This window comes from [Actinomadura] parvosata subsp. kistnae, from assembly GCF_900323885.1.
Taxonomy (GTDB): Bacteria; Actinomycetota; Actinomycetes; order Streptosporangiales; family Streptosporangiaceae; genus Nonomuraea; species Nonomuraea composti.
Genome location: NZ_OOHJ01000018.1, coordinates 4505940 through 4531494, shown reverse-complemented (window position 1 = coordinate 4531494; position 25555 = coordinate 4505940). Strand labels below are relative to the sequence as shown.

20 protein-coding genes and 2 pseudogenes are annotated in these 25555 nt (G+C 71.7%); 11 read left to right on the top strand and 11 right to left on the bottom strand.

Going from position 1 to position 25555, the window contains the following annotated elements; translation table 11 throughout:
* A pseudogene (locus tag KIS93_RS41445) lies at positions 1 to 489 on the top strand (hypothetical protein); the annotation flags it as partial.
* 602 nt (positions 490 to 1091) lie between these two features.
* Here the strand turns inward: KIS93_RS41445 and treZ are convergent.
* The 3 genes from treZ to glgX form a co-directional block, all read right to left on the bottom strand.
* On the bottom strand, positions 1092 to 2807 hold the full coding sequence (treZ, locus tag KIS93_RS41440; RefSeq protein WP_155128468.1) for a malto-oligosyltrehalose trehalohydrolase: 1716 nt from the start codon (positions 2805 to 2807) through the stop codon (positions 1092 to 1094).
* Positions 2804 to 5869: a malto-oligosyltrehalose synthase gene (gene treY / locus KIS93_RS66090; protein WP_246005411.1), complete on the bottom strand. Its 3066-nt coding sequence runs from the start codon at positions 5867 to 5869 to the stop codon at positions 2804 to 2806. Before treY ends, treZ begins: the two co-directional genes overlap by 4 nt.
* 61 nt (positions 5870 to 5930) lie before the next feature.
* A complete protein-coding gene (gene glgX / locus KIS93_RS41430) occupies positions 5931 to 8024 on the bottom strand; it encodes a glycogen debranching protein GlgX (protein ID WP_080042545.1) in 2094 nt (697 codons plus the stop codon).
* A 238-nt stretch (positions 8025 to 8262) separates the two neighbouring features.
* Here glgX and mscL point away from each other — a divergent pair, with 238 nt between their 5' ends.
* The 3 genes from mscL to pip are packed head-to-tail and all read left to right on the top strand — an operon-like array spanning position 8263 to position 10301.
* Complete coding sequence (gene mscL / locus KIS93_RS41425) at positions 8263 to 8685, top strand: large conductance mechanosensitive channel protein MscL (RefSeq protein ID WP_080042546.1); 423 nt, start codon at positions 8263 to 8265, stop codon at positions 8683 to 8685.
* A 36-nt stretch (positions 8686 to 8721) separates the two neighbouring features.
* A complete protein-coding gene (locus tag KIS93_RS41420) occupies positions 8722 to 9294 on the top strand; it encodes a hypothetical protein (RefSeq protein ID WP_230465549.1) in 573 nt (190 codons plus the stop codon).
* 47 nt (positions 9295 to 9341) lie between these two features.
* The gene (gene pip / locus KIS93_RS41415) at positions 9342 to 10301 is read left to right on the top strand and encodes a prolyl aminopeptidase (RefSeq protein WP_080042547.1); all 960 of its coding nucleotides are present in this window, start codon (positions 9342 to 9344) and stop codon (positions 10299 to 10301) included.
* Here pip and KIS93_RS41410 read toward each other — a convergent pair.
* Together KIS93_RS41410 and KIS93_RS41405 are read right to left on the bottom strand one after the other, a co-directional pair.
* On the bottom strand, positions 10241 to 10999 hold the full coding sequence (locus tag KIS93_RS41410) for a phosphatase PAP2 family protein (protein WP_080042548.1): 759 nt from the start codon (positions 10997 to 10999) through the stop codon (positions 10241 to 10243). The two genes, pip and KIS93_RS41410, sit on opposite strands and share 61 nt — an antisense overlap.
* Positions 11000 to 11090: 91 nt before the next feature.
* Positions 11091 to 11393 (bottom strand): hypothetical protein, encoded by a 303-nt coding sequence (locus KIS93_RS41405; RefSeq protein WP_080042549.1) that lies wholly within the window; start codon positions 11391 to 11393, stop codon positions 11091 to 11093.
* A 79-nt stretch (positions 11394 to 11472) separates the two neighbouring features.
* On the opposite strand from KIS93_RS41405, the gene KIS93_RS41400 reads away from it, so the two are divergent.
* The 3 genes from KIS93_RS41400 to KIS93_RS41395 are packed head-to-tail and all read left to right on the top strand — an operon-like array spanning position 11473 to position 14400.
* Complete coding sequence (locus KIS93_RS41400) at positions 11473 to 12267, top strand: universal stress protein (RefSeq protein ID WP_230465550.1); 795 nt, start codon at positions 11473 to 11475, stop codon at positions 12265 to 12267.
* A 10-nt stretch (positions 12268 to 12277) separates the two neighbouring features.
* Positions 12278 to 12508, top strand: coding sequence for a hypothetical protein (locus KIS93_RS63750; RefSeq protein ID WP_222107741.1), 231 nt, complete (start codon positions 12278 to 12280; stop codon positions 12506 to 12508).
* Entirely contained in the window at positions 12469 to 14400 is a 1932-nt protein-coding gene (locus KIS93_RS41395) for a sensor histidine kinase (RefSeq protein WP_222107740.1), read from the top strand. Before KIS93_RS63750 ends, KIS93_RS41395 begins: the two co-directional genes overlap by 40 nt.
* Here KIS93_RS41395 and KIS93_RS41390 read toward each other — a convergent pair.
* Positions 14341 to 14949: a response regulator transcription factor gene (locus tag KIS93_RS41390; RefSeq protein ID WP_080042551.1), complete on the bottom strand. Its 609-nt coding sequence runs from the start codon at positions 14947 to 14949 to the stop codon at positions 14341 to 14343. The genes KIS93_RS41395 and KIS93_RS41390 overlap by 60 nt on opposite strands.
* Positions 14950 to 15049: 100 nt before the next feature.
* Here KIS93_RS41390 and KIS93_RS41385 point away from each other — a divergent pair, with 100 nt between their 5' ends.
* Both KIS93_RS41385 and KIS93_RS41380 read left to right on the top strand, forming a co-directional pair.
* On the top strand, positions 15050 to 15781 hold the full coding sequence (locus KIS93_RS41385; RefSeq protein WP_080042552.1) for an ABC transporter ATP-binding protein: 732 nt from the start codon (positions 15050 to 15052) through the stop codon (positions 15779 to 15781).
* On the top strand, positions 15772 to 18213 hold the full coding sequence (locus tag KIS93_RS41380; protein WP_080042553.1) for an ABC transporter permease: 2442 nt from the start codon (positions 15772 to 15774) through the stop codon (positions 18211 to 18213). The genes KIS93_RS41385 and KIS93_RS41380 overlap by 10 nt, the downstream gene beginning before the upstream one ends.
* Here the strand turns inward: KIS93_RS41380 and KIS93_RS41375 are convergent.
* Entirely contained in the window at positions 18202 to 19320 is a 1119-nt protein-coding gene (locus KIS93_RS41375) for a glycosyltransferase (RefSeq protein WP_080042554.1), read from the bottom strand. The genes KIS93_RS41380 and KIS93_RS41375 overlap by 12 nt on opposite strands.
* Positions 19317 to 20279 (bottom strand): glucosyl-3-phosphoglycerate synthase, encoded by a 963-nt coding sequence (locus tag KIS93_RS41370; RefSeq protein ID WP_080042555.1) that lies wholly within the window; start codon positions 20277 to 20279, stop codon positions 19317 to 19319. The genes KIS93_RS41375 and KIS93_RS41370 overlap by 4 nt, the downstream gene beginning before the upstream one ends.
* A gap of 119 nt (positions 20280 to 20398) precedes the next feature.
* Between KIS93_RS41370 and KIS93_RS41365 the strand changes: the two genes are divergently transcribed.
* Positions 20399 to 21346, top strand: coding sequence for a Gfo/Idh/MocA family protein (locus KIS93_RS41365; RefSeq protein ID WP_080042556.1), 948 nt, complete (start codon positions 20399 to 20401; stop codon positions 21344 to 21346).
* Positions 21333 to 22442, top strand: coding sequence for a zinc-binding dehydrogenase (locus KIS93_RS41360; RefSeq protein ID WP_230465552.1), 1110 nt, complete (start codon positions 21333 to 21335; stop codon positions 22440 to 22442). The genes KIS93_RS41365 and KIS93_RS41360 overlap by 14 nt, the downstream gene beginning before the upstream one ends.
* Positions 22443 to 22451: 9 nt before the next feature.
* Here the strand turns inward: KIS93_RS41360 and KIS93_RS69215 are convergent.
* From KIS93_RS69215 to KIS93_RS41350, 3 genes and pseudogenes are all read right to left on the bottom strand, one after another.
* A pseudogene (locus KIS93_RS69215) lies at positions 22452 to 23630 on the bottom strand (MGH1-like glycoside hydrolase domain-containing protein); the annotation flags it as partial.
* Positions 23627 to 24412, bottom strand: coding sequence for a sugar phosphate isomerase/epimerase family protein (locus tag KIS93_RS41355; protein ID WP_080042558.1), 786 nt, complete (start codon positions 24410 to 24412; stop codon positions 23627 to 23629). The gene KIS93_RS41355 and the pseudogene KIS93_RS69215, both read right to left, overlap by 4 nt.
* Positions 24413 to 24415: 3 nt before the next feature.
* The gene (locus KIS93_RS41350; protein WP_080042559.1) at positions 24416 to 25444 is read right to left on the bottom strand and encodes a zinc-binding dehydrogenase; all 1029 of its coding nucleotides are present in this window, start codon (positions 25442 to 25444) and stop codon (positions 24416 to 24418) included.
* Positions 25445 to 25555 lie beyond the last annotated feature (111 nt).

Here is a 25555-nt window from a genome sequence, read left to right as displayed (position 1 = left end):
GGCGCGTGCGACTGCCTGCGGGTCACGTCCCGGGGCCTGCGCCGCTTCGCCCTGCCCGAGATCACCCTCGACGGCGCCGCCTGCGCCCACAACCTGTGCGCCACCAACCTCCTGCGCACGGTCGCCGGCCGCCTGCTGACCGACCACCTCTCCTACCTGGCCCGGCACCCGGAGGCGACCACCCACAAGATCGACGACTTCCTCCACATCCAGCCCGCCGACCAGCCCGACGGCGGCCTCCCCTTCGGCGTCCGCCTCACCCCGTACGACGCCGACGCCGGCGAGCTGGGTCGCACCGGCAGCATCCGCCGCCTCAAGGTGGGCCCGGCCCCCGGCACCGGCCAGATCACCTGCCTCAAGGTCGGCCCACCTTCAGGCTTCACGGGTTCCCTGAACGACTGGCTCTGCGCCACGCAGGTCTCCCAGCACGCCACCCTGACCTCTATCGACTTCCACTCCCCGGATCCGGCCCGCGTCCTGGCGGCATGACCCGGGCCGTCCCCGCACCGACGGCCCACCCCACCCCTCACCCCCAACCGAACGGGAACCACCGCGCATGCCGACCACACCCACCGCAGCACCACACCGCAAGCAGGGCCCCGCCTCCCATGGACGCCCCGAGCCACCCTCACCCGCCCACATGCAAGGCACACCCCCACCCCCAACCGCGGCGACTCCCCGCCCGCCCCGTCGCGGCGACTCCGGGCATACCCCGTCGCGGTGGCGACCGCCACGGCCTGTCGCGGCGACTCCGGCCATGTCCCCTCGCGGTGGCGACCGCCACGCCCCGTCGCGGCGACTCCCGGCATGCCCCGTCCCGTCGCGGTGGCAACCTCTACGACCCGTCGCGGTGGCGACGCCACGCCCCACCGTGGCGGGAAACGGCACCCTCACCGTGGCGGAGAGGGCACGCCCCACCGTGGCGGAAACGGCACCCTCACCGTGGCGGGAAGGGCACGCCCCACCGTCGCCGGGGCCGACCATCTCATCAGCCGGAACCAGCCAGCCCACCGTGGCCCGGCATCGGCCGCCTCACTGTGGCCGGAAGCGACTACTTCACGCGGATGGCGCGCGACAGATCGCCATGGACCTCATGGAGACGGGGGACGGCAGATGACCATGGATTGGGCGGGGAGCCGCAGCCCCTCCTCGTCCGTCGCCACGGGCTCGTCCGAGGCCAGCAGCACCGTGCCGGGCGACACCGGCACCGTCACCGACTCCTGGGAGAAGTTGACCGCCACCGCCAACTCCCCCCGCCACACCAGCAGCCACTTCTCCAGTGGATCCATCTCCACCCGCACCCGGTCCAGCCGCGGGTCCGACAGCTCGGGCAGGGCCTTGCGCAGGGCGATCAGGTCGCGGTACCAGCACAGCAGCGACCAGTGCGCCTCCTCCTTCACCTCGCCCCAGTCGAGCTTCGACTTGAGGAACGTCTCCTCGTCCGACGGATTCGGCGCCTCCCACACGTACCCGAACCCGTCGAACTCCCGCTCCCTCCGCACCCCTTCGCTGTCGCGCAGCTCGGGCTCGACATGATCGGAGAAGAACAGGAACGGCGTACGCGCCCCCCACTCCTCGCCCATGAACAGCATGGGGGTGAACGGCGAGGTCAGGAGCAGTCCGGCGCCGAGTTTGAGCGCCGGCATGGGGAGCCGGTCGCCGGCGGGCCGGTTGCCGATCTGGTCGTGGTTCTGCAGGCAGGCCACGAGCCGGTATCCGGGCACGCCCGCGTACGAGCTGCCGTGCGTGCGGGCCCGGAAGCTGGAACGGGTGCCGTCGTGCACGACCCCGTGCGTGAGCACCTTGGCAAGGGCGGGGAGGTGGGCGAAGTCCTGGTAGTAGCCGTGGCTCTCGCCGCTGACGGCGCAGTGCAGGGCGTGGTGCACGTCGTCGTCCCACTGCGCGGTCATGCCGAGCCCGCCGGCGTCGAGCGGACGCACCATGCGCGGGTCGTTGAGGTCGGACTCGGCGATCAGCGACAGCGGGCGGCCGACGGAGCAGGCCAGCGCGTCCACTTCCTCCGACAGCTCGGCCAGCAAGTGCTTGGCGCGCTTGTCGTGCAGCGCGTGCACGGCGTCGAGGCGCAGGCCGTCGATGTGGTAGTCGCGCAGCCATTGCAGGGCGTTGCCGATGAAGTAGCGCCGCACCTCGTCGGAGTCCGGCCCGTCCAGGTTGACCGCTTCGCCCCAGTAGCTGCCGTCAAAGCCGGAGAAGTACGGGCCGAAGGGCCGCAGGAAGTTCCCCGACGGGCCGAGGTGGTTGTAGACCACGTCCAGGATGACCCCGATCCCGGCCCGGTGGCAGGCGTCCACGAGCGACTTGAGCCCGTCGGGCCCTCCGTACGTCTCGTTCACCGCGTACAGGTCCACGCCGTCGTAACCCCAGTTGCGCCCGCCCGGCACCGGCGCGACCGGCATGATCTCCACGAAGTCGACGCAGAGCTCCACCAGGTGCGGCAGCTTCTCGATGGCCGCCGCGAACGTGCCCTCCGGCGTGAACGTCCCGATGTGCAGCTCGTAGATCACCGCTCCGCGCAGGTCGCGGCCCTTCCAGTCGTGGTCGGACCAGGTGAAGCGGGCATGGTCGTACACCGCGCTCTGCCCGAAGATCCCCTCCGGCTGCCGGCGGGTGCGGGGGTCGGGGTACGGGCCGTCGCCGTCCACCACGAAGCCGTACCGGGTGCCGTGCTCGGCACCCTCCACCTCTGCCGACCACCAGCCCCCTTCCCGGGGCGACATCGCCCGGCGCCCGCCCAGGACGTCCACTTCGACCGACGTGGCCTTCGGTGCCCAGACCTCAAAGATCATGTCTCTCCAGGAGTGAGACCGGATACTGACCGAGCAGGTGCGCGAGCGGGATCCGCCCGGTGAACAGGCCACCCGTGAGCAGATCCCGCCAAGTGCCCGCGGGCAGGGTCAACGTGGTGGCCCCCACCCACCCGCGGCGGCCAGGCCCACGGGCAACCGCGTCGCCACCACAACCGCCCGCGGCCGCCCCCCAACCTCAGCAACGCCCCCACCTTGCCCCTCGACAACAGCCCCCGCTCGCTGCCCGGGCTCGGCCGACCCCCACGCTCACCGTCAGGCCGACCACCCTCACCATCGGGCTGGGCGCCGTACTCGCCACGGGGCTGGTCGGCACGCTCGCCGTCGGACCAAACGCCATGGACGCCGTCGGGCCGGACGCCCCCCTCGCCACCGGGCTGGGCGCCGTACGCGCTACGGGGTTGGTCGGCGTGCTCGCCACCTGGTCCGCCGTGCTCGCCGTCGGGCCGGACGCTATGGACGTCGTCTGGCGGCACGTCGCCCTCGCCACCGAGCCGGGCCCCGTGCTCACCACCGCGCCTATCGCCGCCCTGGTCATCAGGCCGGGCGCTGTGTTCACCGTCGGACCGGGCGCCGCCCTCACCATCGGGCCCATCGGCGCGCTCGCCGTCAGGCCGAACGCCATGGACGTCGTCCGTCCAGGCGCCGCCCACGCCACCGGGCCGGGTCCCGTGCTCGCCACCCGACCGGACGCCGCCCACGCCATCGAGGCGGGCTCCGTGCTCGTCCGTTGGCGGCGCGCCATACCTCACGTCGGCCCGCACCCGATACGCATCGGCAGGCCGCGTGCCCTCTGCGGCATGGGTGCGCGCTCGCTCGCGGGCATCACCGTGCGCGGCGGTGCTGGCGTCGCCAAAGGTGGCGGCGCGAGGCTCGGGGCCGACGGCCGGAGCGTGCTCTGGAGCCCAGGGGGCGCCCTCCTCCGGAGCCGGGCGAACCCCAAGGTCGGCGGCCGGGCCGGCCTCCGAAGTCCAGGGGGTGCCAGCCTCCCGGGCCGGGCGGGCCCCAGGGTTGGTGGCCGGGCCTTGCTCCGAGGCCCAGGTGGCTTCCTCCTCGGTGAAGGCCCACGTGGCGGGCCAAGGAGGGGTGGGGGTGGAGGTGTCGGGGGTGGTGCGGGCGAAGGCGATCACGTGGTCGGCCTGGGGGCCGTCCGCGTACAGAGGCAGATATGCGGCGGCGCCCCCCAGCCGCCGCCTCAAACGCAGGGCCTGGGTGGTGACGAGGAGTTTGGCGGAGTCCCAGGAGGTTTCGGGTTTGCGGGGGTATGTGATCGGTCGCCGGTTGTCGGGGTCGACGAGGGAGAAGTCGGTGGTCTCGTTACCTTGGTACACGTCCGGCACCCCGGGCATCATGAGCTGCACGAGCTTGGCTCCGAGGGAGTTGGACATCGCGTACCGGTCGATGCGTTCGGTGAAGCCGCCGATGGGGAGGCGGACGGCGGCTGCGGCGAAGGCGCGCAGGCGGCGTTCGTAGTCGGGGTCCGGGTTGACCCAGGAGATGGCGGTCTTGGCTTCGCGGGCGGCTTTGAGCAGGTATTCGGTGAAGCGTTCGGCGGAGATGGGCCAGGCGGCCATGAGGTTCTGCCAGGCGAGGTAGTCGAGGTGGGGGTCGAAGCTGACCTGCGCCGACCATTCGGCGACGGCCGCGGCCCACTCGCCGGGCAGCTCCGACAGCACCGACAGGCGGGCCCGGACGTCCTCGGAGCGTTTGGTGTCGTGGGTGGACAGGGTGGTCATGGTGTAGGGGGACATCGAGGCGCAGAATTCGTGGAACTCCCGCACCGAGATGCCGAACACGTCGGGCTCGCCGCCGACCTCGTTCAGGCAGGAGAGGGGGAACCACCGGTAGAGGGCGGTGTCCTCCACGCCCTTGGCCATGACGGGCCCGCAGGTCTGCTGGAAGCGGACGATCGACTCGGCGGAGCCGTACAGGACCTCGTGGACGAGCGGGCGGACGGCGGGTGAGCAGGAGGCGGCGGCCAGCTCGACGGTCTCGACCGCCGCGGGCGGCGGGGGCTCGCCGGGCACCACGTACGCGCGGTAGACCGGCATGGCGGCGAGCAGCTCCCGGACGGCGGCCGGGTCGCAGGAGGTGGCGCGGGCCAGCCGGTCCACCTCGGCGCCAAAGAACAGGTCGAGCACGTCCTGCTTGGCCTGGGCCATCACGGGGCGGTAGTCGGCGGGCTGCCCGGTCAGCTCGGTGAACAGCCGGATGAGCGGCTCCTTGCCGGCGGGGTCGACGAAGAGGCCGTTGACGCGGTTGAGCACCTCGTAGCCGGTGGTGCCGTCGCAGGCCCAGTCGGCGGGCAGGCGTTCGGGGCCGATGAGGATCTTCTCGACGACGGTCCAGGCGCTGCCGGCGCGGGCGCGCAGGCGTTCGAGGTAGCCGCGCGGGTCGGCGAGGCCGTCGGGGTGGTCGACGCGCAGCCCGTCGACGAGGCCCTCGTCGAGCAGCCAGAAGATCACCTCGTGCGTGGCGAACAGCACGGACGGGTCTTCGACGCGCAGCCCGATCAGCGTCGACACGTCGAAGAAGCGCCGGTAGCCGGGCCCTTGGCGCCAGTCGACGAGCCGGTAGTGGCCGGGATAGGGGAAGGCGTGCTCGTGGTAGCGCAGCACGTCGCCGTCCACGACGGGCGGGGTGTCGTCGCCCAGGACGGGCAGCGCGACCTTGCCGTCCACCCACTCGATGTCGAACCAGGAGGCGTACGGCGAGGCGGGCCCGTCCTTGAGCACGGACCAGAACTGCGCGTTCACGGTGTTCATGTGGTTTGGCACGATGTCGATGACGATGCCGAGGTCGTGGGCGGCGAGCTGCTGCGCCATCTCCCTGAAGCCGGTGGCGCCGCCGAACTCCTCCCTGATCCTGGAGTGGTCGGTGACGTCGTAGCCGTGCCGCGACTCGGGCGTGGCCTGGAGGATGGGCGAGAGGTAGACGTGGCTGACGCCGAGGTCGCGCAGGTAGCCGGCGATCTCGGCGACCTGGGCGAAGCCGAAGTCGGGGGTGAGCTGCACCCGGTAGGTGGAGAAGGGCCTGGACAACATCAGGGGCCCGGACGGCATCAGGGGCCCGGACGGCGTCGGAGGCCCGGGCGGGGTCGGGGGGCTAGACACGGCGCAGCACCCGCATGCTGCGGCCCGGCACGGCGATCGCGTCGCCCGCCTTCACCATCCGGGCGTCCAGCCTGATCGGCATGGCCGTGTCGATCTCCGTATGCCACATCTCGCCATAGTCCTTGGGGATCGTGAACTTGATCGTGTCGTGGTGGGCGTTGAACAGCAACAGGAACGAGTCGTCCCTGATCGTGCGGCCGCGCCGGTCGGGCTCGGTGATGGCGTCGCCGTTGAGGAAGACGGCCAGGGACTTGGCGTAGCCGACCGTCCAGTCGCCGTCGGTCATCTCCTCTCCGGACGGGGTGAGCCAGGCGATGTCGCGCAGCCCGCGTACCGGCTTGCCGTAGAAGAAGCGGCGCCGGCGGAAGACGGGGTGTTTCTTGCGCAGCTCGGCCAGGCTCTGGGTGAATTCGAGCAGCAGCCAGTTCTCGCGGACGTCCGACCAGTCGACCCAGGTCAGCTCGTTGTCCTGGCAGTAGCCGTTGTTGTTGCCGCGCTGGGTGCGGCCGAGCTCGTCGCCGTGCGAGAGCATCGGCACGCCCTGCGACAGGAACAGCGTGGTGAGGAAGTTGCGTTTCTGCTGCTCGCGCAGCGATTCGATGGCGATGCCGGCGGGGCCTTCCTCGCCGCAGTTCCAGGACCTGTTGTCGTCGGTGCCGTCGCGGTTGCCCTCCTTGTTCGCCTCGTTGTGTTTGTGGTTGTACGAGACGAGGTCCTGCAAGGTGAAGCCGTCGTGGCAGGTCACGAAGTTGATCGAGGCGGCGGGGCGGCGGCTGTCGTCCTTGTAGAGGTCGCTGGATCCGGTGAACCGGGAGCCGAACTCGGGCAGGGTGGCCGCCTGCCCGCGCCACAGGTCGCGGATGGTGTCGCGGTATCGCCCGTTCCATTCCGTCCAGCGGGACGGGAAGTTGCCCACCTGGTAGCCGCCGGGCCCCACGTCCCATGGCTCGGCGATGAGCTTGACCTGCGACAGCACCGGGTCCTGCTGGACGAGGTCGAAGAAGGCGCTCAGCCGGTCGACCTCGTGCAGCTCGCGTGCGAGCGTCGAGGCGAGGTCGAACCTGAACCCGTCGACGTGCATCTCGATGACCCAGTAGCGGAGCGAGTCCATGATCATCTGTAGGACGTGCGGCGAGCGCATGAGCAGGCTGTTGCCGGTGCCCGTGGTGTCCACGTAGTACCGCTTGTCGTTGGCGACCAGCCGGTAGTAGTTGATGTTGTCGATCCCCCGGAACCCCAGCGTCGGCCCGAGATGGTTGCCTTCGGCGGTGTGGTTGTAGACGACGTCGAGAATGACCTCGATGCCCGCTTCGTGCAGCGAGCGCACCATCGCCTTGAACTCCAGCACCTGCCCGCCGCGCTGCCCCTGGCTGGAGTAGCGGTTGTGCGGCGCGAAGAACCCGATCGAGTTGTAGCCCCAGTAGTTGGACAGCCCGCGCTGCTCCAGGATGTGGTCGGTGACGAACTGGTGGACCGGCATCAGCTCCAGCGCGGTCACGCCGAGCCTGGTCAGGTGGTCGAGGATCTCGGGATGCCCGAGCGCCGCGTACGTGCCGCGCAGGTGCTTGGGGATCTTGGGGTGGCTGATGGTGAGCCCGCGCACGTGCGCCTCGTAGATCACGGTGTCGTGGTACGGCGTCGCGGGCGGCCGGTCGTGACCCCAGCCGAAGAACGGGTTGATCACCACCGAACGCGGCACGTACGGAGCGGAGTCGCGATCATTGCGGATGTCGGGCGAGCCGAACCGGTAGCCGTAGACGGCCTCGTTCCACTTGACGCCGCCCTCGATGGCCATGGCGTACGGGTCGAGCAGCAGCTTGCTCGGGTTGCACCGCAGGCCGTGCGCCGGCTCGTAAGGCCCGTGCACGCGGTAGCCGTAGCGCTGACCAGGCCCGATGCCCGGCAGGTAGCCGTGCCAGATGAACCCGTCGACCTCGCTCAGCGGCACCCGCGACTCGACGTTGTCCTCGTCGAACAAGCACAGCTCGACCTGATCGGCCACCTCGGTGTAGAGCGAGAAGTTGGTGCCGGCCCCGTCGTAGGTAGCCCCGAGCGGATAAGGGTCTCCCGGCCAGATCTCGATCATCGAGGCTCCCTTGCGGTCTCTCCCCATGTTCCGTTCCCCCGCTCCACCGGACAACCCCGGGCCCCAGCTAGATCACCCTGTTCCTTCCCACGCTGAGGGCGTCATTACTCCGGCTCGCTTCTTCCGAGGTCAAAAGGGGTGAGCCGCCCCGACGGCGCGGTATCGGAGGCGGCTCACGCACTCAGCATCCCTTACGTCACCGGTTTCGGAACGTCTTGTACGGCAATGTGCCGACTCCATGGGCGGTTTCAAACAGTTCTTACTCCGTGGCAACATCGTCGAGCTGGCCGTCGCCGTGATCGTCGGCGCCACGTTCAGCGGCCTCGTCCAGGCGTTCGTGACGGACCTGATCACCCCGCTGATCGGCGCGGTGACGGGCGGCCGCCAGCCGAACTTCGCCGAGTACTCCTTCACGATCAACGGCAGCCAGTTCAAGTACGGCGACTTCCTCAACCACCTGCTCACCTTCCTGATCATCTCGGCCATCGTCTACTGGCTGGTCGTGGCCCCGATGACCCGGCTCATCAGCCTCCTCGACCGGAAGAAGACGGCCGCGACCAAGCAGTGCCCCGAATGCCTGTCCGACATCCCGACCGAAGCCCGCCGGTGCGCGCACTGCACGGTGGAACTGGTGCCGGATTCGGAAAAACCCAGGCCATGACGCGCGACCGCGCGGCCCGTCCGTCAAGATGGACCGATGAGCGTTGAGTTGATGGTCTGGGACGAGCCGGTGCCGATCAGCAGGGACCAGGCACGGGCGACGTACCTGGCGGTCAAGCGAACCCCGCCCGGCACCGGCACCGCACCCGACGTGGCCAAGGAGCTGCCCGGGGAGGTCACGCTCTACCCCGGGCACGTGCTCGTCTCGATGGACCTCGACACGATGGACGAGCTGTCGGCCCAGGTGTTCACGGTCGCGCGCGCCCACGGCCTGGTCTGCTACGACCCCCAGCGCGACCTCGTGCACAACGTGGCCCCGCTGGGGGTGTACGAGGGGATGCAGCTGCACACCGGGGACGGGATGGTCGTCCATGATCCTGACCTTGGGTTGATCCACGACGTGCTGGGGACGATGTCGGCGCAGAACCCGTTCGTGGCGCTGGTGAACTTCGGGCAGCACTTCTTGCAGGTTTCGCCTGGATTTGAGCTGGAGTACAAGGAAGGGGCCCTGGTCAGGGCCATGGTGGCGGAGCTGGAAGAGGTGCGGCAGGCGTTCAACGAGTACGCGACGGGCGAACGCGGGTTCCTCAGCCGGCACCAGTGGTCTTAGTCGACGTATGACGACGCAGGGGCCGGCATGCGGCAGGATCGGGGCGTATGAGAACCCTGTATCCGCCCATCGAACCGTACGACTCCGGCCTGCTCGACGTCGGTGACGGTAACCAGATCTACTACGAGGTCTGCGGCAACCCCGGCGGCAAGCCCGCTGTCATGATCCACGGCGGCCCGGGGGGCGGGTGCAGCGCCAAGCACCGCCGTCAGTGGGATCCGGAGCGGTATCGCATCGTGCTGTTCGATCAGCGCAACTGCGGGCGGAGTCTGCCGCACGCCTCCGATCCGGCGACCGATCTCACCGCCAACACCACCTGGCATCTGGTGGCGGACATGGAGAAGCTGCGCGAGCATCTGGGCATCGAGCGGTGGCAGGTGTTCGGGGGGTCGTGGGGCAGCGCGCTGGCGCTGGCGTACGCGCAGACGCATCCCGACCGGACGAGCGAGATCGTGCTGCGCGGCATCTTCCTGCTGCGGCCCCACGAGCTGCGCTGGTTCTACCAGGAGGGAGCGTCCTACCTGTTCCCCGACCTGTGGGAGCGGTACGTCGCCCCGATCCCCGAGGAGGAGCGGGGCGACCTGATCGAAGCGTTCGGCAGGAGGCTGGAGGGGCCGGACGACGAGGCCAGGCTGGCGGCGGCCAAGGCGTGGTCGCAGTGGGAGGGCGGCACGGTGACGTTGCTGCCCGACCCGGCGCTGGTCGAGGAGTTCGGCGAGGACAAGCACGCCGTCTGCTTCGCCAGGATCGAGAACCACTACTTCCGCCACGGCGGCTGGTTCGAGCCCGCCGACCAGTTGCTCAGGGATATCGACCGGATCCGGCACCTGCCGGCCGTGATCGTGCAGGGCCGCTACGACGCCTGTACGCCCATGGCGACGGCGTGGGATCTGCACAAGGCGTGGCCGGAGGCGGAGTTCCACGTGGTGGACGACGCCGGGCACGCCTACTCGGAGCCGGGCATCCTGGATCGGCTCATCGAGGCGACCGACCGGTTCGGCTCCTGACCGAAGCCGCGGTTCGGCTCCTGACCAAGGCCCAGGTTCGGCTGCTGACCGAAGCCAGGGCCGGGCTGCTGACCGAAGCCGGGGCCGGGCTGGTGGCCGAAGCCGGGGCCGGGCTGGTGGCCGAAGCCCGAAGCGGGCAGGTGGGCCGCGCCCTCGCCGGCCAGGCGGGTGCGGACCAGCCGTACCGCCGGGGTGACCGCGCCCACCAGCAGCAGCGTGAACAGCGGCGCGAGCACCGCGCCCAGCAGGAAGCCCGCGGCGACGTCGTGCGGGTAGTGCACGCCCACGAACACCCGTGAGAACGCCATGACGGCGGCCAGCGGGAACACCGCCCAGGCCAGGCCGCGCCAGGCCAGGACGAGCGTGGCGGCGGCGCCGGCCGCGATCACCGAGTGGTTGCTGGGGAAGGACCAGTCGTCCAGGGGCGGGCAGGCGGCGATCGTCGCCACGCCACCCCGGCACGGCCGGTCCTCCCTGACGAGGGTCTTGACGACCTCGCTCACGATGTACGCCAGCACGATCCCGGCGGGCCCGGCGATCACGAGGGCCAGGTCACGAGCCGGCGCCCGCCACGCTCGCACGGCGGCCACCACGAACAGCGCCGCGAAGAGGAATAACCCGGCGTCGGTGCCGACCTCGGCGAAGGTGTGCAGCCATGCGGGCGTGGTAAGGGCGAAGCCGACGATGTCCTGGTACACGCGTGTCCAATCCGTGAACGACCAATGGACACGACCTTACGGACTCAACGCGTCGAATGCCTCGGCCTATCGGCTGAAACCGCCCTATTACTTAGGTAAGGAACTGCCGGGCCAGCGCGGCCTGCTTCGTCTCCAGCTCGGCGCGGGTGATCAGCCCGCGGTCGAACGCCTCGGTGGTGGCGTCGCGCTCCGCCATGTAGTAGGCGGCCATGATCTCGCTGCGCAGGGGCGTGAACCCGCGCTCCACGCAGTCGGAGAAGACGGACACCTTCTGCTCGACGGCGTCCGCCGGGACGGTGCAGGCCAGGTCGCGCTCGCGGAGCTGCTGAACCGCTTCACGAAGGGTGATGGGACCGAGCGACCCGTTGAACCGGGTATCAAGGGTGATCTTCACTTTCTTTGCGCCTCCACAGGTTTGAAACGTTCGGAAGAAGGCGGCGTATTCCCAGTTCAGAGCGGGTAAGAGGGCAATCGTGATCGGAGCGCACGTGATCGTCGGATACGCGAACGACGCGGGCGGGAGAGACGCTCTCGCCCTCGGCGCCGCGATCACCCGCGTCACCGGCGGGGAGCTGACGATCGCCACGATCTACCCGCCGGGCAGCCCGGGGCTGGCGGTCGAGGCGCAGGCCAACCTGGCGCACGCGGCCGAGGCGCTGGGGCCGGTGCCCGCCGAGTACATCACGTACGAGAGCCGGGGCACGGGGCGCGGCCTGTCGGTGCTGGCGAGCCGGATCAGGGCCGACCTGATCGTGGTCGGCTCGGCGGCCGGCGGGCAGCACGGCCGCATCGCGATCGGCTCCGCCGCCGACCACCTGCTGCACCTGTCGTCCGAGGCGGTGATGCTGGCGCCGGCCGGCTACCTGCCGCCCACCGAGCCCGGCCGCCTCACGCTGGCCTACGTTCATCGGCCGCAGTGTGACGCGGCGGTGGGGCAGGTGGCGCAGGCGGCGCTGCGGCTGGGTGTGCCGCTGCGGCTGATCACCCTCGACCTGCGCACGGAGGACCAGGGCAAGCTGAGGGACGACCTGGCGCTGGCCGTGCGGCTGGCGTGGGAGACGACCGGCATCGAGGCGGAGTCGGAGGTGGCCGAGGGGCACGACGTGACGGCCGCGCTGGCCGGCGTCGAGTGGCTGCCGGGCGAGCTGCTGGTGTGCGCGGCCAGTGAAGACGCCCAGCCGCACCGGGTGTTCCTCGGCGAGCTGGCCATGAAGGTGCTGCGGGCGTCCTCCTGCCCGGTCACGGTGCTGCCGAGGGGGTTCTCCTAGGCTTGCCCGTGTGTTCGTGGCGCGAATGATCGTGGTGGCGGTGCTGGCCGCGCTGGCCGGCGTGTACGTGCTGGCCGGCGCGCCGGGGGCGGTGCTGGTGTTCGCGGTGCAGTGCCTCTACACGCTCTGGTCGAGGGCGTGGTGGCTGCTGGCCGCGCAGGCCGTGCTGGTCTTCTGGGTGACGCTGGGGCCGGCTCCTCCGTGGTCGTGCTGGGCTTCCTGGCGGGGTCGCTGCTGGTGACGCGGCTGTGGGCGGTGGCGCCCGCCGTGGTGTTCAGCGCGGTCGTGATCGCGTACGCCCGGGGCGGCGGCCTCGCCTCGACGCTCGACCTGGCGATCACGACGGCGCTGATGACGTTGATCGTGCTCGGGCTCATCCGGCTGGTGGAGCGCGTGGACGAGCTGCACGCCACCCGGCAGGCGCTGGCCGCGGCGGCGGTGGGCGAGGAGCGGCTGCGCATCGCGGCCGAGCTGAGCGACGGCCTGGGGCGCGGCCTGGCCACGATCATCGACGGGGTGCGGCGCGCCATGAACGGCACCACGACCACCGGCCCGGGCGAGGCGGTGAGCACGGCGCGACGGCCGCCGGCCACGGACCTGGGCGAGGTGGTCAGTGCGGCGCGGCGCTCGCTGGCGGACGCGCGGGCCGCCGCGGCCGGTTACCGCGCGATGTCGCTGACGCCCGAGCTGACCACGGCCAGGGGCATGCTGGAGGCCGCCGGCGTGCGGGTGGAGGTGCGGGCCGGGCACGCCGAGCCGCTGGGCCCGGCGGGGGCGCTGCTCGCGACCGTGCTGCGCGAGGCCGTCACCGACGTCGTACGCCGCGGCACGGCCCGCCACTGCCTGGTCGAGACCGAGGAAGGCGCCGGCACGGTCACCCTGCGCATCACCGACGACGGCCGCCGCACCGCCGAGGACGACGCGCTGAGCGAGCTGGCCGCCCAGGTCAGGGCGGCCGGCGGCACGCTGGGAGCGGGCCTGTCGGACCAGGGCCGCCACACGGTGGAGGCGACGCTCCCCGCCCCGCGCCGCCGGCCGGAGGAGCGCCCGCGCGCCGACCTGTCCGTGCTCATCCTGACCGCCGTGCTGGTCGGCTTCAGCCTCAAGGCCCTGCTGCAGATCCCGCCGGGCCTCCTCCTGCCGGCCGCTGTGCTGCTGGCCGTCATCGTGGTCATGCAGCTCAGGTCCGTCCATGGCCGTCACATGGCGGCGCTGGGCGTGATGGCGGTGCTGGCGTTCGCGCCGGTCCCGCTGTTCGGCCCGATCTGGCTGGGCGTGGGCGGTTTCCTGGCGGGCCCGGTGCTGCTGGCCTTCCGCCCGCGTACGGCCTGGCCGCTGGTCGCGGCGATCGTGGCCGCCACGGCCGCCCTCGCCGCGTCGTACGAGCTGCCGTTGGCCGCGGCGGCGAACGTCACGGTCAGCAACCTCGTCACCGGCCTGGTGATCTACAGCCTGCTGCGGCTGGCCGGGATCGCGAAGGAGCTCCAGGCCGCCAGGGAGGGCCTGGCCCGCTCGGCCGTCGTCGAGGAGCGCCTGCGCGCCGCCCGCGACCTGCACGACCTGCTGGGCCACGACCTGGCCGCGATCCTGCTGAAGTGCGAGCTGGCCCGCCGCCTCCCGCCGGAGGCCGCGCGGGCGGAGCTGGCGGAGGTCCTGGAGATGGCCGAACGGGCCGGGCACGACCTGCGCTCGGTCTCGGGCGGGCAGCTCGACCTGTCGCTCGCCGCCGAGGCGGGCTCGGCCGCGTCCGTCCTGCGGGCGGCGGGCGTCGAGGTGACCTGCGACCTGGCGCACCCGCCGCTGCCGGCCGAGGTGGAGACCGTGCTCAGCGCCGTCCTGCGCGAGGCCGTCACGAACGTCCTGCGCCACAGCGCCGCCCGCCACTGCGTGATCCGCACGTCCGCCGATGGCGGGCGGGTGCGCCTGACCGTGCGCAACGACGGCGCCCGCGCCGGCGAGGCCCGGCGCGGCTCGTCCGGGCTGGGCAACCTCACCACCCGCCTGGCGGCGCTGGACGGGCGGCTCACGACGGGCGCCCGGGACGGCTGGTTCGTGCTCGACGCGACGGCGCCGCTAGATCCAGCCCGCCTCGGTGGCCAGGCGGACGGCGTCGGTGCGGTTGCGCGCGTTTAGCTTGGTCACGATGGCCGTCAGGTAGTTCCGTACGGTCCCGGCCGTCAGGTGCAGCCGGGCCGCGATGTCAGGGGCGTCCAGGCCGTCCGCGACGAGCCGGAGCACGTCGGCCTCGCGCGGCGTGAGCGGGTTGTCGGCCAGGTCCCAGGCGGTGACGGCCAGGGAGGGGTCCAGCACCCGCTTGCCCGCGGCCACGTCGCGGATCGCCTCCGCCAGCTCCTCGGGCGGCGCCGTCTTCAGCATGAACCCGCCCACCCGCGCCGCCAGCGCCCGCTTGAGGTGCGCGGGCTTGCCGTGCCCGGTGAGCATGAGCGTCCGGCACGACGGGACGCGGGCGCCGATCCGGGCGGCGGCCTCCAGGCCGTCGAGCTCGCCCGGCATGTCGATGTCGAGGACGGCCACGTCGGGCAGCTCCACGGCGGCCGAGGCGACGGCGGCCGCGCCGGACTCGACGGCGGCGACCACCTCCAGGTCCGGCTCCAGGCCGAGCAGCGCCGTGAGCGCGCCCCTGATGACGGCCTGGTCCTCAGCCAGAAGAATGCGAATCACGCCGCCTATTGTCCATCAGTGTCCGGATCATGATGACGTCATGGGTGGTGGGTGACGGCGTCTCTGGGACGCGTAAGCGCTGGTCGGCACGCTGGAACACATGACAGAAGCAGTGCGGCTGGACGCCGTGAGCAAGGTGTACGGGAAGGGCCAGGGCGCGGTGGCGGCCCTGCGGGAGGTGTCGGCCGTCATCCCGCGCGGCTCGTTCATCGCCGTGATGGGGCCGTCAGGGTCGGGCAAGAGCACGTTCCTGCACTGCGCGGCGGGGCTGGACGTGCCGTCGTCCGGCTCCGTGCGGCTCGGCGGCACCGAGCTGACCGGGATGGGCGAGACGGAGCTGACCGAGCTGCGCAGGCAGCGGGTCGGCTTCGTGTTCCAGGCGTTCAACCTGGTCGCGGCGCTCGACGTGGTCGAGAACGTCACCCTCCCCCTCCGCCTGTCCGGCGCCCGGGTGCCGCGCGGCCGGCTGGAGGACATCCTGCGCCGGGTGGGCCTGGAGGGCCGCGCCGGGCACCGGCCCGCGCAGCTCTCGGGCGGCCAGCAGCAGCGCGTCGCCATCGCCAGGGCGCTGATCACCGGCCCCGAGGTGGTGTTCGGTGACGAGCCCACCGGGGCGCTGGACACGATGACGGCCAGGGACGTGCTGCGGCTGCTGCGCGAGGTGGTGGACGGCCTCGGCCAGACCGTGGTGATGGTGACGCACGACCCGCTGGCCGCCTCGTACGCCGACACCGTGCTGTTCCTGGCCGACGGCCGGATCGTCGACTCCATGTCCGGCCCGACGGCCGAGAAGGTGGCCGAGCGGATGACCAGGCTGGGGGCGTGGACGTGAGGGCCGGGTTCGCGTGGAAGTTGTTGCGGGAGCGCAAGGGCGCGTTCGCGGGGGCGTTCGTGGCGCTGCTGTGCGCGGCGGCGCTGGTGTGCGCGTGCCTGATGCTGCTGGAGACCGGGCTGCGCGGCACGGTCTCGCCCGAGCGGTACGCGGGCGCGCCCGCCGTCGTGGCCGCCGACCAGTTCGTCCGGCAGACCGTCGGCAAGGGCGACGGCGAGACCAAGACGAAGGCCAAGCCGCTGGCCGAGCGCGCCTGGCTGCCCGAGACGGTCGTTGAAACGCTGCGGCGCACGCCCGGCGTGTCGAAGGTGGTGGCCGAGGTGACGTTCCCGTTCGGCGCGTACACGGCGCACGGCTGGGAGTCGGCCGCGCTCACCCCGTTCACGATCGCGCGGGGACGCGAGCCGCGGGGCGCCGGCGAGATCGTGGTGGACGCCCGCGCCCGGCTGGAGGTGGGGGCGCGGCTGCGCGGCTACCGCGTGGTGGGCGTGACCGCGCAGGCCCTGCCGAGCCAGGACACCGTCTTCTTCAGCACCACGCAGGCCCGCCGCCTGGCCGGGCGGCCCGGCATGGTCAGCGCCGCCGGCGTCTTCCCCGGCCTGGCGCGGGCGCCCCAGGGTGCGGTGCTCTACACCGGGGACGAGCGCGGCCGGCTGGAGTTCCTGGACGCCGAGCAGGCCAGGGTCAAGCTGATCAGCATGGGCGGCGCGCTGGCCGGAACCTCGCTGATCGTGGCGATCCTCGTGGTCGTGGGCACGTTCGCGCTGTCGATCCAGCAGCGCCAGCGCGAGCTCGCGCTGCTGCGGGCGGTGGCCGCCACGCCGCGGCAGCTGCGCCGGCTGGTGGGCGGGCAGGCGCTGGTGGTGGGCGTGCTGGCGGGGGTGCCGGGAGCGGCGGCCGGGGTCGGGCTCGGCCTGCTGCTGCACGCGGCGTTCGTGGCGCTGGGTGCGACCCCGGCGAACCTGCCGCTGGTCGTCAGCCCGTTCCCGCCCCTGCTCGCGTTGCTCGCCACGGTCGCCGCCGCGTGGGCCGCGGCCCGGGTCTCCGCCCGCCGGCTGGCCCGGATCCGTCCGGTGGAGGCGCTCGGGGAGGCCGCGCTCGACGACGGCCGGCTGCCCGTGTGGCGGCTGGTGGCCGGGCCGGTGCTGGTGGCCGGGGCCGTGACGCTCACCCTGGTGCTGTCGGGGCTGGACACGGAGGCCGCCGCCACGCCGGTGACCATGCTGACCGCCCTGTTCTGGACGGTCGCCGTGTCGGTGCTCGGCCCCCTGGCCGCCCGCCTCGCCGTCGCCGTCCTCGGCCCGCTGCTGGCCGGCGCGTCCCGGCTGGTCCCGTCTCGGAAGAGGACGCCGCCCGGCGCGTCCCGGCTGGTCCCGTCTCGGAAGAGGACGCCGCCCGGCGCGTCCCGGCCGGCGAAGGGGGCCAGTGGTTTCCTGGCGGCGCGGAACCTGCGCGCCACCCCCAAGGCGCTGGCCGCCGTGCTGTCGCCGCTCACCCTGATGGTGGCGATGACCTGCACGATCCTGTTCACCCAGACCACGATGGGCGCCGCCGCGCAGGAGCAGGCCGCCGCCGGCACCCGCGCGGACCACGTGCTGCCCGGCGCCGCCGCCTCGGCCGCGGAGGTCGGGCGCGTGCCCGGCGTGCGGGCCGTCACGCCGGTGCTGCGCACGTCGGTCCGGTTCGGCCTGGACAAGTACCCGGCCCAGGCCGTCGTCTACGACCGGCGCACGCTGGACCTGGGCGTGGTCGCCGGCACGATGGACGGTTTCGGTAAGGGCGCGGTGGCCCTGAGCAGCACCGCCGCCGCCCACCTCGGCCTCGCCCCCGGAGACCGGGCGGCGCTCACGCTCGGCGACGGCACCCCGGCCACGCTGAAGGTCGCCGCCGTCTACTCGCGCGGCCTCGGCTTCGGGGACGTGACGCTGCCGTACGAGCTGGTGGCCGGCCACGTGGACGACCCGTCGGGCACGCTGCTGGTCGCGGCCCCGGGGATCACGCTGCCGGGAGCCGCACCGGCGACGGCGACGATCGGCTCCGCGAACCCGCAGGTCACCTTCGTGGCCCTGGGCCTGATCATCGCCTTCACGGCCATCGCCGTGGTCAACACCCTGGCCATGGCCACGTCGGGCCGGGCCAGGGAGCTGGCCGTGCTGCGCCTGGCGGGCACCACCCGCCGCCAGGTCCTGCGCATGCTGCGCCTGGAGACGCTGGCGGCGGTGCTGGCCGCCGTGGTGACGGGCACCGCGGTGGCGCTGGTGACGCTGGCGGCGTTCGGGGCGGGGATGACGGGGTCGGCGGTGCCGTCCGTGCCGCCGGTGGCGTACGGGCTGGTGGTCGCCGCGGCGACCGTCCTGGCCCTGCTCTCCACCACCGTCCCCGCCCGCCTGGCGCTCAGGACGCGCCCGGCGGAGGCGGTGTCATCGACGTGAGAGGACCTGCTCGTACAGCTCCAGGTACCGGTCGGCCATCACCGACGGCGAGAAGCGGCGGCGGGCCTCGCGGCGGCACTCCTCGGGGTCGATCTCGTCGACCCGGAGCACCCACTCCGCCAGCTCCTCCTCGGTGTCGGCGAGGAAGCCGGTGCGGCCGTGGTCGATGATCTCCGGGAGGCAGCCGCGCCGCAGGCCCACGGGCGGGACGCCGAGCCCGAGGGCCTCCACGACGGCCGTGCCGCCCGGTTCGTCCCACTGGATGGGGAAGAGGGCGGCGCGGGCCGAGGCGTAGAGGTCGTCGCGTTCCTGGCCGCCGACCGCGCCGACCCAGCGGACCAGGTCCCCGTCGAGGTAGGGCGAGACCTGGTCGAGGTGGTAGCGGACGTCGGGATGGCTGTGCAGCGGGTGGTAGGGGTTCTGGGCGACGACGTCGAGCTCGGCGGCCGTGTTGCGGCCGCTCACGGGGCCGGCCAGCACCAGCGGCAGCCCGAGCTTCTGGCAGATGCGGGCGGCCACGTGCTGGCCCTTGAGCCCGCAGATGCGGCCCATGACGACCAGGTGCTCGCCTCGCTCGGGGTGCGGGTCCCGGCCGGCGAGCGGGGTGGCGAGGTGGACGGCGCCGAGCGAGGCGGCGCGCAGGGCGTCGGGGGCGCGGGCGATCTGCGACTCCGAGACGCCGTTGACCGCGATCGACGGCGGGAACGCGCCGTAGAAGGCGGGATGTTTGCGCAGGTCCCAGTGCAGGGTGTGGAGGACGGGCGGGCCGCCGAACGCGGACAGCGTGGCCGGGCCGACGACTTCGACGTGGTCGTGCACGAGGTCGATGTCGTCGCGGCGGCGCAGCTCGGCCACGACCCTGGCCAGGTGGGCGTGGGTGATGCCCATGACCTGGTTGTAGGGCTTCTGCAGCTCGGTGAACTGCTCGTCGTCGTAGGCGCTGATCAGCTCGTCCACGTCGAGGGTGCTGCTGCCGACGGAGGCCAGCACGACGTGCACGCCGCGCGCGCGCAGCTCGGGCACCAGTGTGGCCACGACGTTCTCGATGCCGCCGTATCCGGCGGGCGGGACCGCGAGCCACGGCCCCGCGTTCATCAGGACTTTCATGCCAGATCCTCCTCCAGTACGAGGGAGGCGAGCGGAGGCCGCTCGGCCACTCCCACGTCCACCAGGCCCGCGTCCCCTTCGAGCCCGAACTGCAGGAGCGTGTGCGCCGGGGGCTCCGACGCGAGCACGCGGCCCTGGCGTTCCAGACGGGACCAGGCGGTGAGCATGATCTGCCCGGCCATGCGGCCGAGAGCGGGGATCGACTGGTGCGTGTGGGTGCGGTGTCCCAGGTCCACCTGGGCCATCGCGTCCAGCCCGACAAGCTGGAGCAGGTCGACGAGGAGCCCGAACTCGACGCCGTACTCGGTGACGAACGGGACCTGTTCCAGCACTTCGCGGCGGGCGGCGTACTCGCCGCCGAGCGGCTGGGCGAAGCCGGCCAGCTCGGGCCAGAACATGTTGAGCAGCGGCCGGGCCACCAGCTCGGTCACGCGCCCGCCGCCGCCCTGCTGGGCGACGCCGTCGGAGCCGATGTAGGGCCGCTCGTAGGTGGCCTTGACGAAGTGGGTGTCGCGGTTGACCAGCAGGGGGCCGACCAGCCCTGACACGTAGTGCGCGCCGAAGCTGCGCAGGTCGGCGTCGATGTAGACGATGATGTCGCCGGTGGCGGCGGCAAGCCCTTTCCACAGGGCTTCGCCCTTGCCTGTGAGGGGTGGGAGGTGCGGGAGCACCTCTGCTTGTGCCACGACGCGGGCGCCGGCCTCCCGTGCCCGCTCGGCGGTGGCGTCGGTCGAGTTGGAGTCGACGACGAGGATCTCGTCGACCAGGGGGGTGCGCTCGACGAGGTCGCGGCGGATCGCGGCGACGATGTCGCCGACCGTGCTCTCCTCGTCACGCGCGGGAAGCACCACGCTGATCGTGGTGCCCTCCTTGGCCGGCACTAAGGCATCCGCCGGCCACTCGGCAGCGGTGCTCGAGTGCGGGCCGTACCACTCCTGGGCCTTGGCCAAGGCTCGCATATCCGTCTCCATGCATCAGCCCCGATCTCATGAGGTCACGGCATCTGCCCGATCTATAGGCGCTTGAACCTATTTGTTTGATTCGGCCTAGACGTGGCATATGCCGGGTTGTGTCCCCTATGACCCGAGTCGGCATCGTAGGTGCCGGAAATGTCGCCGCTCGCCACGCTGACGTCCTGTCCGGGTTCCCCGATGTCACGATCGCTGGGATCGCCGACACGGATCCCCACAGGGCCGAGGCGCTGGCCTCGAAGCACGGCTCCCCCGCCTATGGCGGCCATGCCGACCTGCTCAGTGCCGGCGGTCTTGATGCTGTCTACGTCTGTGTGCCTCCTTTCGCGCACGGTAACCCGGAACATGATGTTCTGTCGTGTAATCTGCCACTTTTCGTGGAAAAACCGCTTTCTCTAGATCTCAAAACCGCAGAAAACATCGCGTCCGAAATCGAGCGGAGATCTCTGCCCTCGGCCGTCGGCCACCACTGGCGCTACCTCGACATCGTCCGGCAGGCCCAGGACCTGCTGGCCGGCCGCCCCGTCCGGCTCGCGCTCGGCCACTGGCTGGACAAGGTGCCCCCGGTGGCATGGTGGCTGAACCCCGACATGTCCGGCGGCCAGATCGTGGAGCAGGCCGTCCACGTGCTGGACCTGGCGCGCCTGCTGGTCGGCGAGATCTCCATGGTGCACGCCGTGCCCGCCGAGAACACCGTGGACGGCGAGGTGGACCGCGCCACCGCCGCCGTGCTGCGCTTCACCGGCGGCGCCGCCGGGCTGCTCGCCACCTCCTGCCTGCTCACCCACAAGCACCGGGTGGGGCTGGAGGTGTGCGCCGACGGCATCGCGCTGGAGCTCAGCGAGACCCGCCTGCTCGTGGACGGCGAACGCGTGATCGAGGACGACGGCCAGGCGAAGGTGCGGGTGGACCGCGAGTTCATCAACGCCGTGCAGGGCAAGCCGGCCGATGTGCGCGTACCGTACGGGGAGGCGCTGCGCACCCACCGCCTGGCGCTGGCACTCGCGCGATCCGCCGCCGAACGGAAGCCGGTGATGCTCGATGATGACCAGTAACGTCCTCAGCATCGACGAGCCGGGCGAGGTCTGCCTCGTCGAGGAGAAGCTGCCCGACGTGCCCGAGGGCGGCTTCCTGGTCAAGACCGTCTACAGCGGCATCTCGGCCGGCACCGAGCTGACCTTCGTCAAGGGCACCAACCCCTACCTGAGCTCGACGTGGGACCCGGCGCTCGGGCTGTTCCTGGAAGGCGCGCCGTCGGTGTCGTACCCGGTGCGCGGCATCGGGTACATGCAGGTCGGCAGGGTGATCGAGAGCCGGACGCGGGCCGCGCGCGAGGGCGCGCTGGTCGCCATGTGCTACGGGCACCGCACGGCGTACGTGGCCGACCCGATGGCCGACCGGTTCGTGGAGCTGCCCGGCGACCTCGACCCCATGCTCGGCATCTACGTCGCCCACATGGGCCCCATCTGCGCCAACGGCCTGCTGCACGCCGCGCACGACCTGCACGGCCCGGCCGTGCGCGACCTCGGCGACGGCGTGCGCGGGCGGCGCGTCGCGGTGGTGGGCGCGGGCGTGGTGGGGCTGCTGACGGCCCTGTTCGCCCGCGCGGGCGGCGCGGCGGAGGTCGTGGTCGTGGACGAGACCCCGGCCAGGCTGGAGATCGCCGCCGCGCTCGGCATGGACGTGCTGGCCGCCGGCGACGACCCGGCCGTGACGCTCAAGCGCCGCTGGCGGCACGGCCAGAACGACCGCGGCGCGGACGCGGTCTTCCAGTGCCGGGGCCAGGCCAGGGCGCTGGCGCTCGGGCTGCGCCTGCTCCGCCCCCAGGGCACGCTGATCGACCTGGCCTTCTACACGCAGGGCGCCCAGGAGGTGCGGCTCGGCGAGGAGTTCCACCACAACGGGCTGAGCCTGCGCTGCGCCCAGATCGGCCGGGTGCCGCGCGGCCTGGCCCACGCCTGGGACAGGGAGCGGCTCTCGTACGAGACGATCGGCCTGCTCAGGGAGCACGGCGACGCGCTACGCGAGCACGTGATCACTGATGTCGTCGGCTTTTCTGAGGCGCCCCGATTCCTGACCGGACTCGCGGCACGACGGCTTCAGTCCGTTCAGGCTGTGCTCCGCGACGATGTCGAGGACGAGCGCGGCTGACCAGCTGAAGTCGCGGCAGCCGTGCCCGCGCAGCGTGAGCGGGTTGAAGTACTCGCGAAAGCCCGACACGCTGACGGCGCGCATCATCGTGTCGGCGACCGCCCTGGCCAGCTCGGGGCGGCGGCCCTTGAGGCCGTGCCAGATCAGCCAGCTCAGGTTGATCCAGCTCGGGCCGCGCCAGTAGCGGGCCGGGGCGAACTCGGGCGCGTCGAGGGCGTAGCTGGGCAGCGGCAGCTTCTTCAGGCCGAACCGGTCGATGGCCGTGCCGATCAGCGTGTCGGCGACCTCGGACGGCAGGCCGGGCAGCATGAGCGGCGTCAGCCCGGCCGCGCTGCTGGACTCGATCAGGGTGCCGCTGTGCAGGTCGCGCGGCTGGAACAGCTTGCCGTCGAACAGGTGCCGCACCATGGCCTTGGTGATCGCCGCGGCCTCGCGCCGGTGCGGCTCGGGGTCGAGGCCGAGCTCGTGCGCGATCGCGGCCAGCGTCGACTCGGCCACGCCGTAGGCGGTGTTGAACAGCGGGTCCTCGACGTGGAACGGTCCGGGCTCGCGGTAGCCGGACTCGCGGTAGGCCTGGGCGATCTCGACGTACTGAACGTAGTCGCGGTCGGTGGGCCGCTCGTCGGCGCTGACGCTCTGCAGGTCACGGCGGACGAACCCGGTCGCGGTCGTCTCCACGGCCGCCAGCGGCAGGTCCCAGGCCGGACTGTTGTCCATGCCCGACTCCCAGGGGTGCACGATCGAGATCAGCCCCTCGGCGGAGCGGCGCTGCTCGCGCAGGAACTCCTGCTGCGCCACCAGTCGGGGATAGATCCGGCGCAGGAAGGCGCGGTCGGGCTCGGCCTGGTACGTCTTCCACGCGGCCAGCGCGTGCACGGGCGGCTGCACGATGCCGGAGGTGCGCACCCCGGAGGGCGCGGCCGTGCGCCAGAAGTCGGAGCTGGGGAAGTAGGCGTCCTCGGGCACCGCCGGATTGAAGACGATGTGCGGCACCCGGCCGTCGTACCACTGGGCCCCGAACAGGCTGAGCAGCTCCGTCCTGGCCCTGCGGGGCGACCAGCGGGCGTTGCCGATCGCGATGAAGGCGGAGTCCCAGCTCCACTGGTGCGGGTAGAGGCGACGGGAGGGAACCGTGTAGCTGCCGTCCCAGTTGCTGACCAGGACGCGCACGGCGTCGCGGAGGATCATAGGTACTTCCTCACGAATGCTGCGGTTTGGGGAAGAACGATCTCGGGCTCGCCGCGCAGGCGGCACTCCAGGGCGAGGTATCCGTCGTAGCCGGCCGCGTCGAGGGTGGCGAGCTGCGCGGCCCAGTCGAGGTGCCCGGTGCCCGGCTGGTTGCGGTTGGACTCGCTGATCTGCATGTGGGCGATGTACGGGGCCGCCTCGATCAGCGAGCGGCAGGGGTCGTCCTCCTCGATGTTCATGTGGTAGGTGTCGCCGACGATCCTGATGGAGTCCATGGAGCAGTAGGAGACCGCCTCGGCCAGGGTGTTGACCATGTGGTTCTCGTACCGGTTGAGCGGCTCCAGCATGATCAGCACACCGTTGCGGTGCGCGTGCTCGCCGAGGATGCCCAGCGCCTCGGTCAGCACCTCGCGGTCCTCCTCGGGGCTGCGCGGCGGCTCGAACGGCGGCAGCCGGCGGGAGAACTGCCCCCAGGAGGCGGGCGTCATGACGCCGATGCCGCCGAGCTCGCCGATGACGGTGAGCTGGGAGCGCAGCTGCTGGATGGCGTCCTTGCGCTTGGCGGGGTCGAAGTCGCCGATGAAGTGCGGCATGTCGACGCAGACCGTCGGCATCTCCACGCCGTCGGCCAGCGCCCGCTTGAGCTCCGTCAGCCGGCCCGCGAAGTGGAAGTCCCCCTTGCCGCGCAGCTCGATGGCGTCGAAACCGGCGTCGAGCGCGAACGCGAACTTCTCCTGCAGCGAACGACCCGGCAGAAGCTGCTCCTGTACGGCGAGCTTCACTGTCTACTCCTTGAATTCGAAGACGAGTTGGAGCACCTCGGACTGGTGCTTGTCGAGCAGGTCGAAGGCCTCGGCGGCCCGGTCGACGGGCATGACGTGGCTGACGAGCTCGCGGGCGTCGATCTCGCCGCGGTGCACGAGCTCCATGAACGTCAGCTGCAGCCGCTCGACGTCCCACCGGTGGGCCAGCCACGAGGCGACGCCGCCGATCTGGGAGGAGACGAGCTGCACCTGGTTGTGGTGGAACTCCTCGCCGAGCCGCAGCCCGATGCCGTCGCCCTGGTAGAACCCGGCGGCGACGACCCGGCCGCCCTTGCGGACGGTCCTGATGCCCTCGTGCAGGGCGAGGTGGCTGCCGCTGAGCTCGATGACGGTGTCGGCGCCGACGATGCGCTTGCGCATGAACTCGGCGACGGAGCCGGAGGCGACGTCGAAGGTCTCGGCGGCGCCGAACTTCCTGGCCAGCTCCAGGCGGTCGGGGATGGCGTCGGCGGCGACGACGCGGGCGCCGCTGAGCACGGCCAGCCGGGTGGCGAGCAGGCCGATGACGCCCTGGCCGAAGATGGCGATCTGGTCGCCGAGGTGCACGTCGGCGGCGTGCACGGCGTTGAGCGCGATGGCGCCGACGCGGGCGAAGACGCCGGTCAGGGGGTCGGCGCCGGGCGGCAGGACGTGGCCGACGAGTTTGTCCGCCGGGACGACGGCTTCGGCGCGGTGGCCCCAGATGCCCCACACCAGGCTGCCGACGGGCGGGTCGGCCACATCGGGCGCGGCCTCCACCACCTCGCCCACCTCTTGGTAGCCCCAGCCGCTGAGTGGGTAGGCATGCGTCTGGCCTTCGACGAAGAGCCGGCGCTCGGTGTCCCACTTGCGAGTGAGATAGGGGTTGGTACCGCGGTAGGCGGTGAGTTCGGTGCCCGCTGAGACTCCTGAATAGAGCGTGCGTACCCGCACTGTGCCCGGCTCTAGCTGCGCGGGCGACTCCAGGCTGACGCGGACACTGCCTGGCTCTTCGAAGGTGATGACGCGCATTCCCCACAACTTATGTTTTTTGATCAATCAAAAGTCGAAGATTTAACGCTACTTTGCACACCATAGTTGCGCTCGTAACACTCTTAAGTCTACGACTTCCGTCGGAGGTGA

Excerpts from the sequence above, each read along its gene's own strand:
- KIS93_RS41420 (WP_230465549.1), top strand. The coding sequence starts at position 8,722 with ATGAGCGTTGAGTTGATGGTCTGGGACGAGCCGGTGCCGATCAGCAGG.
- glgX (WP_080042545.1), bottom strand. The coding sequence starts at position 8,024 with ATGATCGAGATCTGGCCGGGAGACCCTTATCCGCTCGGGGCTACCTAC.
- KIS93_RS41385 (WP_080042552.1), top strand. The coding sequence starts at position 15,050 with ATGACAGAAGCAGTGCGGCTGGACGCCGTGAGCAAGGTGTACGGGAAG.
- KIS93_RS41350 (WP_080042559.1), bottom strand. The coding sequence starts at position 25,444 with ATGCGCGTCATCACCTTCGAAGAGCCAGGCAGTGTCCGCGTCAGCCTG.
- mscL (WP_080042546.1), top strand. The coding sequence starts at position 8,263 with ATGGGCGGTTTCAAACAGTTCTTACTCCGTGGCAACATCGTCGAGCTG.
- KIS93_RS41365 (WP_080042556.1), top strand. The coding sequence starts at position 20,399 with ATGACCCGAGTCGGCATCGTAGGTGCCGGAAATGTCGCCGCTCGCCAC.
- treZ (WP_155128468.1), bottom strand. The coding sequence starts at position 2,807 with ATGATCTTTGAGGTCTGGGCACCGAAGGCCACGTCGGTCGAAGTGGAC.
- KIS93_RS41370 (WP_080042555.1), bottom strand. The coding sequence starts at position 20,279 with ATGCGAGCCTTGGCCAAGGCCCAGGAGTGGTACGGCCCGCACTCGAGC.
- pip (WP_080042547.1), top strand. The coding sequence starts at position 9,342 with ATGAGAACCCTGTATCCGCCCATCGAACCGTACGACTCCGGCCTGCTC.
- KIS93_RS41360 (WP_230465552.1), top strand. The coding sequence starts at position 21,333 with ATGATGACCAGTAACGTCCTCAGCATCGACGAGCCGGGCGAGGTCTGC.
- KIS93_RS41375 (WP_080042554.1), bottom strand. The coding sequence starts at position 19,320 with ATGAAAGTCCTGATGAACGCGGGGCCGTGGCTCGCGGTCCCGCCCGCC.
- treY (WP_246005411.1), bottom strand. The coding sequence starts at position 5,869 with ATGTTGTCCAGGCCCTTCTCCACCTACCGGGTGCAGCTCACCCCCGAC.